At 45.6% G+C, this 13,007-nt stretch carries 9 protein-coding genes; 7 read left to right on the forward strand and 2 right to left on the reverse strand.

What is annotated here, in order from left to right; translation table 11 throughout:
• Positions 1 to 101: 101 nt before the first annotated feature.
• Positions 102 to 908 carry a UDP-2,3-diacylglucosamine diphosphatase gene (locus PY479_RS06730; protein WP_275483280.1) on the forward strand — a complete coding sequence of 269 codons (807 nt, stop codon included), beginning with the start codon at positions 102 to 104 and terminating at the stop codon, positions 906 to 908.
• A 164-nt stretch (positions 909 to 1,072) separates the two neighbouring features.
• Positions 1,073 to 1,228 (forward strand): hypothetical protein, encoded by a 156-nt coding sequence (locus tag PY479_RS06735; protein WP_275483281.1) that lies wholly within the window; start codon positions 1,073 to 1,075, stop codon positions 1,226 to 1,228.
• Positions 1,229 to 1,463: 235 nt separating this feature from the next.
• Here PY479_RS06735 and PY479_RS06740 read toward each other — a convergent pair whose 3' ends face one another.
• Positions 1,464 to 3,179: a glycosyltransferase gene (locus PY479_RS06740; RefSeq protein ID WP_275483282.1), complete on the reverse strand. Its 1,716-nt coding sequence runs from the start codon at positions 3,177 to 3,179 to the stop codon at positions 1,464 to 1,466.
• Between the two features lie 235 nt (positions 3,180 to 3,414).
• On the opposite strand from PY479_RS06740, the gene PY479_RS06745 reads away from it, so the two are divergent.
• Positions 3,415 to 4,396 (forward strand): IS5 family transposase gene (locus tag PY479_RS06745; protein ID WP_275483283.1). Its coding sequence is split into 2 segments (ribosomal slippage): positions 3,415 to 3,885 and positions 3,887 to 4,396, totalling 981 coding nucleotides; the frame shifts between segments, so codons are not numbered across the junction.
• Between the two features lie 659 nt (positions 4,397 to 5,055).
• Complete coding sequence (locus PY479_RS06750; RefSeq protein WP_275483284.1) at positions 5,056 to 6,321, forward strand: glycerophosphodiester phosphodiesterase family protein; 1,266 nt, start codon at positions 5,056 to 5,058, stop codon at positions 6,319 to 6,321.
• A 46-nt stretch (positions 6,322 to 6,367) separates the two neighbouring features.
• On the opposite strand, the gene PY479_RS06755 is transcribed toward PY479_RS06750, so the two are convergent.
• Positions 6,368 to 7,030 carry a hypothetical protein gene (locus tag PY479_RS06755; RefSeq protein WP_275483285.1) on the reverse strand — a complete coding sequence of 221 codons (663 nt, stop codon included), beginning with the start codon at positions 7,028 to 7,030 and terminating at the stop codon, positions 6,368 to 6,370.
• Positions 7,031 to 7,395: 365 nt separating this feature from the next.
• Between PY479_RS06755 and PY479_RS06760 the strand changes: the two genes are divergently transcribed.
• The 3 genes from PY479_RS06760 to PY479_RS06770 all read left to right on the forward strand — a co-directional run bounded on the left by PY479_RS06760 (position 7,396) and on the right by PY479_RS06770 (position 12,967).
• Positions 7,396 to 9,294, forward strand: a complete 1,899-nt coding sequence (locus PY479_RS06760; RefSeq protein ID WP_275483286.1) for a CocE/NonD family hydrolase — start codon at positions 7,396 to 7,398, stop codon at positions 9,292 to 9,294.
• Positions 9,295 to 9,482: 188 nt separating this feature from the next.
• Positions 9,483 to 10,862, forward strand: a complete 1,380-nt coding sequence (gene dbpA, locus PY479_RS06765) for an ATP-dependent RNA helicase DbpA (protein WP_275483287.1) — start codon at positions 9,483 to 9,485, stop codon at positions 10,860 to 10,862.
• Positions 10,863 to 11,068: 206 nt separating this feature from the next.
• Complete coding sequence (locus PY479_RS06770) at positions 11,069 to 12,967, forward strand: CocE/NonD family hydrolase (RefSeq protein WP_275483288.1); 1,899 nt, start codon at positions 11,069 to 11,071, stop codon at positions 12,965 to 12,967.
• Positions 12,968 to 13,007: the final 40 nt, after the last annotated feature.

The raw sequence follows: 13,007 nt of genomic DNA on the forward strand, positions 1-13,007 counted from the left end.
TGAGTCCTTGTCATAAAATCATCAAGTTGTGGTAACCATTGCGTCAAACCTGCTAGCTAATCTGCAGCTGTTGAATTTCCGTCAGGTACAGGAACCTAACCATGACCTCAGCAGCAACTTCAACCAGCCGCTATTGCCGGGCTATCTGGCTATCGGATCTTCACCTTGGCGAAAAGCATTGTCGCGCCGAGTATCTGTTGACCTTTCTCAAACAACATCAAAGCGATTTTCTGTTTCTCGTCGGCGATGTTGTTGATATGCAGGCACTTAACCGGCGTTGGTATTGGCCTAACACACACCAACAAGTGTTTCAGTTATTAGTGGACAAAGCGCGCCAGGGGACTCGAGTGATTTATGTACCGGGAAATCACGATGTCACCATGCGCCGTTTTGATGGTGGTGCGGTGGACCAGATAGAAGTCCATCGCGAGTTTATCTACGACAGTCCATCTCACGGCAAATTACTGTTGATCCATGGTGATGAATTTGACCGGGAATTATGCGCCAGCCGCTTTGATGCCTGGCTCGGTGATAATGCTTACGATTTAGTGCTGTTCCTCAACCGACTGTGGAACGCCGGACGGCGACTGTTGGGTTTGCCGTATCAGTCGGTGGCACGTACTTTAAAACAGTGCTCTACCAAGGCAGAAACAGCAATGCAGCGTTTTCGCGAAGCCGCGCTGCAAAGCGCCTTCGCTCATGGCGTCAATGGTGTGGTTTGCGGGCATATTCATCATCCAGAACTGCAATACCGAGAAGGACGGCTTTATATCAATACCGGCGACTGGGTAGAGAACTGCACCGCAGTATTGGAACACCGTGATGGTCGCTTGGAGTTATGCCATTATAGTGAAGTGGAAAAGCCACTATCACGCTTGGTGCCACAAGAGACGGCAGTTACCGGGTAGCATTTAAATGCCATCAGATTGCCGCCAAGGGGAAAAGCCTTTGGCGTATATCGTGTTGCTCATCACCATCTACCAGCTTAACGCTAGCAATCCACGATTGACCAAAATTTAGCAATGCGACAGAGTGACGATTGTTTCCTTAAATCGGGGCTCAGGATAAGTTTATGTCAATTGATGAATGTGAATGCATGCAGCCCAGACTTTGGGATTGTGAACGTAACGGCGTATTTTTAGGTCTTGATATGACTAATAGTCGTTATGGCGACGTCTGGTTTTACCAATGTCCAAATTGTGCCAAAAACTGGCTAAAAGTGGGGTAAAACTGCTGTTTTTGGACAAAGGCGTGAAATCTTTAGCTGAATAAATCGCGAATGAAATTTTGGCGGATTTAAACCTCAGCGTACTGACTTAATCGCAGATTCCCTAGGGGAATGGGAAGAATTACCCCACTATCGGCATCAATGTGCCAAGATTAGATATATATAGGCTAATCGAAAGAAGGGAATCCATCTCATTTCCCTCACACAGATCAACACTATATAAGTGTCAATTTTTTTACAGTTGTTTGGCGATATCATTTAAAATGATGTTCATGTGCTTGATATACACACATTCTATTTTATTTTCATTAAGCCCATCCACCATTAAATCCTCTTGAAAATCGGCGTAGTGAAAACTGTAACCAATACAACAATCTTTACCAAGATGCATATTCACGAGTTTAAAAGTAGAGATGTTTAAATCTACAAAATAATTAACTTCGGCTCTCAATGCTGAAAAAATATCACCATCAAAAACACCGATACTATTTAATGCAATCAAATAATTCCATCTAGCAACGAAATCTTTATCAGTTTGATTATATATATAATTTATCAACTCCAATCTGAAATTTGACTTCTTGCCGCAATAAAAGCTTATACCTAAAACCTTAGTTAAATCTTCTTCTTTAAAACTATCAAAGCACCTAACCGACAGAGCCAATGCATTGGACATAAACATTTTAGATGGCAAAAACTCACTACTTCCCCTAAAAAATAATATACCATATTCGGACGATTTAAAATCATCACCGTACGACCAATAAAACTTGGCCAAATAAAACTCCGCTTCTTTTTCCGATAATCTACCTGAACCATCAATAGTCAATTTTGATATTTCACCCAACATCTTAGAGTATATTTTCGAATATGAATAATCGTTTTCTAACAACTGTTTTGCTGCATAAGTTATCTCATTTATTTTATCGGGATTTTTTAATAATCTTAAAATATTATCTTCAAAGTTAAAATCATCAAACTCGATGTATTGTTCTCCATTAGTAAAGTAGTTTTCCAATCGAGTTTCGCAACCAGGTATTAAATTACCATACTGAAACAAAAGCGCCCCAGAATTAATTATTTCACAAGTTCTATAATTATATGGCCCATGTATTTCTACAACATTAATTGATATTTTACTTCGTGATAGAATTTCAAAATATTCATTCTTATCAATTCTATCGGTCGCCATATATATATTATATTCAGTTCCGTATTTATTTTGGAAGTCATGAACTAATTTGTAAACATTTTTTCGTCTATTTGTTGTTGGCTGAAAAGTAATAGAAACATCAATATCCTTCTCCTTTTCAACTGTATTAATAATATGGTGAAAAGAGCCCCAATTAGCACCAAATGGTAAATTAACTACATGAGAATTACTATTCCTCTTGACAAATGTATTAAACTCAGTTGAAAGTGGGATAACTACATCAAATAACTTCGCAGCTGATGAAATGACATCTGACTTAGCCATGTGACACAAAGAGCATACTGTAGCAAAGGGAGCCTGCTCTAGCTTTAGAGGAATAAAATGATTGCCATCGATCTGATTATCGAAAAATAAATCTGGAATAAAACCATCGGGCAACCTAGAGATAATTTCGAAAATTGAATCTTCGAAAACATTCCATTTAACTCTATCTATCCTATTTTCATCGCTATAGCTTAATGAAACGACATCAGCAATTTTTAATAAATCATATGTATGAAAATTAGGAAAATGGGAGTAGTTCATTGAGCCCACTAAAATTCTAGGTCTAAAAAAACTAAGCCTTGATATATTTCTAATTCTAAAGCAGTTGTAGTTTAAAAGCAGCATCCAATTGTATTTTGACTTTAAAAGTAGTTCCCTATAAAGATTGTCAATTTTATCTAAAGCCTCATTATTTCCATTAGACTTAATTTCGAGGGCCATTAGTGAATTTAGATAAGATTCCATGCCATTCATCTATAGTGTCCGTATAGTTAATAATTTCTGTTTTTTAAAATTTAACTTCATATATGAATATTGATATAAAGTCAAATGCTATAATGGATTAACAGAATTAATTATCGTCTGAGGATTTGATGTGGTGGACGCACCTGCTTTCTAGCGTAGCTCTACCAAGCTTTAGGGATGGTGCGAATAAGTCCCTGATGTGAGATCCTGTACTCATCCAGTTTGCCAAGGAACAGGTCAGCTCATGGAACATCAACTCACATTTGCCGATAGCGAATTCTCCATTAAACGCCGTCAGACCCGCAAGGAAATCTTCCTGTCTCGGATGGATGCGATTCTTCCTTGGGCAAAACTCTTTGCGGTTATCGAACCTGTTTACCCTAAAGCCGGCAATGGCCGCCGTCCTTATCTATTGGAAACCATGTTGTTTATCCACTGCATGCAGCACTGGTACAACTTAAGTGATGGTGCCATGGAAGATGCCCTCTATGAAATTGCATCAATGCGCTTGTTTGCACATCTATCCTTAGATAGCGCCGTGCCTGACCGCACGATCATCATGAATTTTCGCCATCTGTTGGAGCAGCATAAGCTGGCCCGCAAGATACTCAGTACCATTAACCAATGGCTTAGTGAATACGGTGTCATGATGACGCAAGGCACGTTAGTTGATGCAACGATTATCGAAGCGCCGAGCTCAACCAAAAATAAGCAAAAACCAACGTGACGGCGATATGCACCAAATCAAGAAAGGCAACCAATGGCACTTTGGGATGAAGGCACATATCGGCGTCGATGCCAAAAGTGGCTTAACCCACAGCTTGGTGACCACGTCAGCGAATGAGCATGATTTAAATCAGCTGGAAAATTTGCTGCACGGTGAAGAACAATTTGTGTCAGCCGATGCCGGTTATCAAAGCGCAGAAAAGCGCGAGGCGCTTGCAGATAAGAAGGTTGATTGGCTAATCGCAGAACGTCCGGGCAAAGTCAGAACCCTCAAGCAACATCCACGGCTCAATAAAGTGCTCATCAGAACCGAATACTTGAAGGCTAGCATTAGAGCCAAGGTAGAACATCCGTTCCGCATCATTAAGTGTCAGTTCGGCTTTGTGAAAGCTCGCTATAAAGGCTTGGTGAAAAACGATAATCATCTGGCGATGTTATTTGCGTTAGCCAACATCGTCAGAGTGGACCAGATGTTACGCTATGAGCCGAAGACTACCTAAAATCCGGTAGTAAGCCAGAAAACTGGCTAAAAGTGGGGTAAAACAGCTGGTTTTTTGCCAAAGACGGGAAAATCTGTGCGGAAAAAGTAGAGGAAGAAATTTCGGCGGATTTAAACCTCAGCGTACTGACTTAATCGCAAGTTCCTTAGATGTACAGCGTAAAAGTGTTGAAATGTTTAAGAAATTAGCAGATGACGCGGCTATCATTCATCATATTGCGAGTGGTCATGCTTCAATCGTCGAACGTTATGGACGTTTCTCTTATCGAAATGGCATTTTAGGGAGAACATCGTCAGAAGACGAAGTTCAGTTTTTGTCATCTGAAGTTAATCGTTTCAGATAGCGATCTGAGAGGTAATTGATTGCTTGTTAGTCAGCTGACGAGCGGTATATGCCATACATTAGGTAATCTGAGATGACACTTTATTGCGCCGATCTCTAACAAGGAATTGTCCCAATAGCAATTCAATCTGCCAATTCAACCGTCAGGTGAGGAGTTAACCGGAGTGAATCTCACTCATCAACTTCTCTGCATTACCCCGTCCTAGCGCATGATAAACCTTGTGCAATTTCTTCCTGTTGTAAAAACTGTCGAAATTATTATCAAAGCTTTGTAAGCTGGCAATTCGAATAAGAACTAAGAAAACAATGAGTTGATAATGACGAAGTTATCAGTGAAGTGTGGAATGCTGGGTACATTATCCTGTTTACTTCTGGTTGGGTGCGCTGGCGTCACTCCTGCATCCACCCAAACTACAGCTGAATCAAGAATCGCGGCGCAAGTTGGCGTTCGGCCTTTTTATCTGGTGGATGATATGGCTGCCAGCGAGCTTAAACGTCAGCTGGAACAATGTAGTACTGGACCGTTTTATCGCAGTAACTTTGTCATTTCGCACCGTGGCGCTCCATTACAATTTCCGGAACACACCAAAGAAGGTTATCTCGCTGGTGCACGAATGGGGGCGGGCACTTTAGAGTGCGATGTCACCTTCACCAAAGATAAAGCGCTGGTGTGTCGTCACAGTCAGTGCGATCTCGCCAATACCACCGACATTCTGTTGCACTCCGATATCGCCAAGCAGTGCTCGCAGCCATTTACGCCGGCTAACAGCACAATAGGCGCTCCCGCTGCTGCCGTTTGCTGTACGTCAGACATCACATTGGCGCAGTTTAAACAGTTGAAAGGCAAGATGGACGGTTTTAACCCCAAGGCACAAACTGCAGAAGAGTATGTTAAGGGAACGCCGTCATGGCGTACTGATCTTTACGCGCAGACCGGCACCTTGATGACTTTGCAGGACTCCATCGTACTTTTTAAAAAATTGGGCGTAAAACAATCGCCAGAATTGAAAAAGCCGATGGTGCCGATGCCTTTTGATGGTATGACGCAGCAGGATTACGCGCAAAAATTGGTGGATGCCTACCGCGTCGCCGGCATTCCAACTCAACAGTTGTTGCCACAGTCATTCAGTCTGGATGATCTGTTGTACTGGCTAAAGCAGGATCCGGATTTTGGGAAACAGGCCATTTTTTTGGATGAGGGTACCAACAGCCCTGATTTTGACCCGATGCAGCCTCGGACCTGGAAATGGACCATGGCAGAATTGAAACGGCAAGGTGTTACCACCATAGCTCCGGCGATGTGGATGCTGGTTACGTTGAATGACGCCAAAAAAATTGTACCTAGTCGTTATGCGATAGAAGCGAAAAAGGCAGGTTTGAAAATTATTGCCTGGAGCTTTGAACGTTCGGGTCCATTAGCGAATGGCGGCGGTTGGTATTATCAGACCATCAGCAACGCGATTAACCATGATGGTGACATGATGGTGCTGCTTGATGTTTTGGCAAAGCAAGTCGGCGTAAGTGCAATTTTTGCTGACTGGCCCGGGACGGTGACCTATTACGCCAACTGCATGGGGCTATAGCGCTTAAGGTGACGCACTACAGCCATTGTTTTAACCGCTGTATAACTCAACGGCTATGAGACTTTTCTACTTTTATGGACGTAATGTGTGGGTCAGCATTAAAAGAAAAGCGATATTCAAATTCGCCATCGGCTTGGTCAACTTCATATGCTGTGAAGTAACCGGCACTGTGTAATGGCGCTTCGGCAGCAAATTGCTTTAAAGCCTTTTCCAGAGAGCCTCGGTCGCTGGCGCGCATATAGCCCCAACAGATACGGTCATCACAGCCGATTTGATAATCGCTCAACTGATTGCTGACAGGGGAATGAGTCAGATAAGCATTGAGCTGGCTTTCAAAAGTGCCGGTTTCAAGGCTCTTATTGTTAGCATTAGCATGGCTGGCGGTGAGCTCATGGAAATCTTCAGATGCCAATACCATTTGGAGTTGTTTAGCATCAATCACCCCAGCAGTTTCAATACTCATCATTTCAGGTTGTGGTTCGGGTTGAGAAGCAACAGTCAATTGTAGGCTATGTTGCTGGCCTAACGCTGGTGTGGCTGTGATTGGTGGCAGATTGGCAGTAGTCGCCGACTGGCGGTTTGCAACAGGCGTTGCTGTTGGTGGTTGTATACTTGCGTTGCTGTCGTGCCGTGTATGATTAACGACCAGATAAATCCCCTGAGCCACGACTAAAATCGCCAAAATCCACAATAATATTTTGTTATTCATACCAATTCCTTTTGTTAACATCCGTTAATTCATACAGATTCCATGCTGCACATTCTGTTGTACACATTGAGGTATTGAAACTCAAGCCAAGGTGATTTCACCCTAGGTTTCGCCAGATGTCGCAGATTATGCCCATGCCTATTTAACGCTAATAGACAGTTAGTAAGGCCGTTTTAAAAACAAACAGTAAAAATTCGCTGATGCTTTTCAGAATTACCTCAGTGATTGTTAACCGTTAACCATATGTAACATTTTTGTTTTTGTGAGTTGAAATAACCGGTATATGGTATTCACACTTTTCAGTGCGTTATGGCGTTGCTATCGCAGTTGCGTTGACCCCTAAAATCATAAAAAACGAGAACACTATGAAACCGAATACTTTGTGGCTGGCTCTGGCCGCTACCTTACTTTTCCCAGCTGTTGCTGTTGCAGATAACGTCACGCCAATGACGCCTGATGGCGTAGCCAGTTACGAAAAAATTCGTCCAGAAGCCGATTTTATTAAGCGGGTGGCGATGGTACCGATGCGTGATGGGACCAAACTGTACACTGTGATCCTGATGAAAAAGGGCACTAACAATGCGCCCATTTTATTGAGTCGGACGCCTTACAATGCAGAAGCCAGCGCTATGCGAGCCAGCAGTCAGAAGCTCAGCGAGAGCGTACCGGTAATGGACGTGGATTACGTGGAAGACAATTACATCCGCGTTTATCAGGATTTGCGGGGTGTGCATAAGTCGGAAGGTGTCTTCATTGGCAATCGTCCATTGTCTGGCCCATTAAATAGCACCGGTATTGATGAATCTACCGATGCCTATGATGCCATTGATTGGCTAGTGAACAACGTTAAAGAGTCGAATGGTAAGGTGGGCATTATTGGATCTTCATATTTGGGATTCACCACCTTGATGGCAGAGATTAACCCACATCCGGCGTTGAAAGCGGCGGTGCCACAGAGCCCGATGGTTGACGGTTGGATGGGGGATGACTGGTTTCATAATGGCGCATTTCGTAACGCCGTTATCAACTACGCGGTAGTGCAAAGTACCGCGAAAGCGGAAAGTGATGGGACTGCCGTTGGTGCTGCGGATGATTACAGCCGGTTTCTGGAAGCCGGGTCAACCGGTGATTACCTGAAAAAGTGGGGCTTTGACCACTACCCGATGATCCGCAAATTTACTGAAAATCCTGCCTATACCGATTTCTGGTCATTGCAAGCGGTTGACAAGATTATGGCTAAACAGCCGTTAAAAGTGCCCACCATGTTGGTCGTCGGTCAATGGGATCAGGAAGATTCTTATGGTGCGCCAGCCGTTTATAACGCCATTGAGCCTAAGGATAAACACAATGATATGGTGTCGCTGGTCATCGGTCCTTGGCGGCATTCCGGCGTCAATCATTATGGTTACAAACTTGGTGCACTGACCTTTACTGGCGATACCGCGCACGAGTTTCGCGTGAAGTATATGAAGCCGTTTTTCGACCATTACCTCAAAGGCGCGCCTGATCCAAAAACACCGCCAGTGTTGACCTACGCGACCGGTGCCAATCACTGGGATGTGTCACCCAAATGGCCAATGGGTAAACCGCAAAAAATCTACATGACAGACAATATGGGCCTGTCATTTACCGCAAACGGTAACGATAAGGCGCACGATGATTATGTGTCTGATCCCGCTAAGCCGGTGCCATTTGTGCCGCGTCCGATAAATCTGAATGATCCTGCTCAGTGGCGGCCCTGGTTAGTGCATGACCAACGCTTTGTTTCCAGTCGTCCAGATGTGCTGGTGTACACCAGTGATGCGCTGGATAAGCCGGTACATATTATGGGCGCGCCGATGGTGAACCTGTTTGCCGCGACTTCTGGTACTGATGCTGACTGGGTGGTGAAGCTGGTGGATGTTTATCCCAATACCACTTCTGAAGGCGCATCTCAGGGATATGTCGGACAGGAGATGACCGGTTTTGAATTGCCGGTGGGGATCGAAATCTTCCGCGGTCGCTATGTTAACGGCTTTGATAAACCCGCACCGTTAACCCCGGGCAAAGTTGAGCACTATCATTTTGGCTTGCCGAATGTGGATCATGTATTCCTGCCGGGTCATAAGATCATGGTACAGGTACAGTCAACGCTGTTCCCGCTGTATGACCGTAACCCGCAGACCTTTGTCGACAATATCTTTTATGCCCAGAAGGCCGATTACCAGAAGGCGACGATGAGCGTGTTCCACTCCTCCAACATTGAATTACCTGTGGCGGAGTAAAGCCGTTAAGTACCACCATCGCTTGATGTTAACTGTGGTAAAAAGGCGTTCCTAAGGGGCGCCTTGCTATTTTTAACCCTAAACCATTAGCACATCTTTTGTCGGCGTAACAGGAATATCGGGCAAATGCTGTTACAATAGCCGCAGCAATTACTATTCACTCTATTTAGCTTTCATCAGGATCTACTTTGACCACCATTGCCACCGATTTTGCCTCTTTACCCCTTAATCCCTCACTGATTGCCACCATGGCCGACTTGGGGTTTGCACAAATGACGCCCATTCAGGCGCGCAGTTTGCCCGCCATTTTACAAGGCCGGGATTTGCTGGCGCAGGCGAAAACCGGCTCCGGTAAAACCTGTGCTTTTGGTTTGGGGATCTTACAGCAGTTGGATGTCAGCCGTTTCCGGGTGCAATCGCTAGTGTTGTGTCCTACCCGCGAACTGGCGGACCAAGTGGCGAGTGAACTGCGTAAATTCGCCCGTGGTATTCACAATATTAAGATCCTGACCTTGTGCGGCGGCACCCCAATCGGCCCGCAAATTGGTTCTCTGGAACACGGTGCCCATATTATCGTTGGAACGCCCGGACGGGTGCTGGAGCATCTGCAACAGCGGCGCTTAAATCTCGAGGAAGTAAAACAGTGGGTGCTGGATGAAGCTGACCGTATGTTGGAAATGGGCTTTACTGAAGCCTTAGACCAGATCCGCAGTTACTTGCCCAAACGTCGACAAAATCTGTTGTTCAGTGCCACTTTCCCTGAGGCCATTGTGGCATTAGCCAAGCAAACATTGCAGCAACCGCTGGAAGTTAAGGTCGAAGATGCTACCGATGACAATCAGATCCAGCAGCGGTTTTATCGCATTGCAAATGTGGCTGAGCGTAAGCTGGCGGTATACCAATTATTACTGCAACATCGGCCGCAAAGTGCCGTGGTGTTTTGCAATACTAAGCAGGAAACTCAGGACGTTGCCGATTTCTTATTAGGTAAAGGTTTTGATGCCGTGGCACTGCATGGCGACTTGGATCAACGTCAACGTGACCAGGCGCTTGTCGCATTTGCGCTGAAAAGTGCCGTGGTGTTGGTAGCCACCGATGTCGCCGCTCGTGGCTTGGATATCGATGCGCTGGATTTGGTGATCAACTATCAGTTGGCATTTGAGCAAGAAGCGCATGTGCATCGCATTGGGCGTACTGGGCGGGCGGGTGCTAAAGGCATGGCGCTGAGTCTGGTTGCTGCCAATGATGGTATGCGGCTGGCACTGTTAGAAGACCGATATGGTGAGCTGACTTTTGCGGAGTTACCGGAAGTCAGTAATACCACACCGTTAACTGCCACCATGAGCTGTGTCCGTATCGACGGGGGCAAGAAGCATAAGCTGCGTCCCGGCGATATTCTGGGCGCGCTGACGGCGGGTAACGACATTAGTGGTAACGATGTCGGCAAAATTCAGGTGCATGATATCTGGTCTTATGTGGCGGTCACCCGCAACTTAGCTAAAGCCGCCGCGGCGAAGTTATCCAAAGGCAAGCTAAAAGGAAAATCTTTCCGTGCATGGGTATTGTGATACAAGCTGTGTGCTCGCATGTTCACCGATAAATCTGCCATTTGTAGCTGATTTTCCAAAATGTTATTGCTCCGAGAGTTGTGAAGCTCTCGGGGTTCACTTCATGTAACATTTTGTCTTTTGCTGAGTCAGCGCTATCGCGTTAATGTAAGAAAAAGCGGCGTGTTTCACGTCCTTAAAATCTAATAAAAATATCGAGGCAATCAATGAAACTACATCCACTGATGTTGGCACTGGCAGCAACTGCCGTGCTACCAGCAGCATATGCGGCTGACGCTGTGACGCCGATGACACCTGATGGTGTTGCCAGCTATCAAAAAATCCGGCCAGAAGCTGACTTTATCAAACGGGTTGAAATGGTGCCGATGCGCGATGGCACTAAATTGTATACCGTGATCCTAATGAAAAAGGGCACCACGAATGCGCCAATCCTGCTGAGCCGTAGTCCCTACGACGCCAAGGGCGATGCGGAACGTACCGGCAGTCAGCATATCAGAGATATCGTGCCGGTGATGGATGTGGAGTTTGTTGAGGATAACTATATCCGCGTCTATCAGGACATCCGCGGGATGCACAATTCCGAAGGGGAATATGTCACAAACCGTCCGTTGGCGGGCCCACAGAATGATACTGGTATCGATGAGTCTACCGACGCTTATGACACCATCGACTGGCTGGTAAAACATGTGCCTGAGTCGAATGGCAAGGTGGGTATTGTGGGTTCTTCATATCTGGGATTCACCACCTTGATGGCAGAGATCCACCCACATCCAGCACTGAAAGCCGCAGTACCGCAAAGCCCGATGGTCGATGGCTGGATGGGCGATGACTGGTTCCACAATGGCGCGTTTCGTAATGTGAATATCGGTTATACCGTCATGCAGGGTACCGCCAAAGCTGAAAGTGGTGGCATTGCGGTGGGTGCCGGTGATGACTACAGTCGTTTTCTGGAGGCTGGCTCAACCGGTGATTACCTGAAAAAGTGGGGCTTTGAAAATTATCCGTTCATTCGCAAGATGACCGAAAATCCTGCTTATACCGATTTCTGGTCACTGCAGGCGGTTGATAAGATCATGGCGAAAGAGCCGCTAAAAGTCCCCACCATGTTGGTGGTAGGACAATGGGATCAGGAAGATTCCTATGGTGCGCCAGCGGTTTATAACGCCATTGAGCCTAAGGATAAACATAATAACATGGTGTCGCTGGTCATCGGTCCTTGGCGGCATTCCGGCGTCAACCATTATGGTTACAAACTCGGGGCACTGACCTTTACTGGTGATACCGCACACGAGTTCCGCGTGAAGTATATGAAGCCGTTTTTCGACCATTACCTGAAAGGCGCGCCTGATCCAAAAACGCCGCCAGTGCTGACCTATGCCACCGGTGAAAATCATTGGAATGTGTCACCCAAATGGCCAATGGGTAAAGCAGAAAAGATCTATATGACCGACAACATGGGACTGTCATTCAAACCTGCGGCTAATGAAAATGCCCATGATGATTATGTGTCTGATCCTGCGAAACCGGTACCGTTTATTCCTCGACCGATCAATATGAGTGATTCTCACCAGTGGAAACCTTGGTTGGTGCATGATCAACGCTTTGTTTCTAGTCGTCCAGATGTGCTGGTATACACCAGCGATGTACTCGATAAACCAGTACACATTATGGGCGCACCGATGGTGAACCTGTTTGCCGCGACCTCTGGCACAGATGCTGACTGGGTAGTGAAGTTGGTGGACGTTTATCCCAATACCACCTCGGAAGGTGCATCTCAGGGATATGTCGGACAGGAAATGACCGGTTTTGAACTGCCGATTGGCATTGAGATTTTCCGCGGCCGTTATGTCAAAGGTTTTGACAAGCCTGAAGCGTTAACGCCAGGCAAGGTAGAGCATTATCACTTTGGTTTGCCTAACGTCGACCATGTGTTCCTGCCAGGGCATAAGATCATGGTGCAGGTACAATCAAGCTTGTTCCCGCTGTATGACCGTAACCCACAAACCTATGTTGATAACATCTTCTTTGCCAAGAAAGGCGATTATCAAAAGGCGACGATGAGTGTGTTCCACTCCTCTAACATTGAGCTGCCGATTGCCAAGTAATGGTTTTGGGTCTAGTCCTAAAATAAGTTGACACTTATTT

It is taken from the genome of Shewanella sp. A32 (assembly GCF_029167175.1).
In the GTDB taxonomy this organism is placed as follows: Bacteria; Pseudomonadota; Gammaproteobacteria; order Enterobacterales; family Shewanellaceae; genus Shewanella; species Shewanella yunxiaonensis.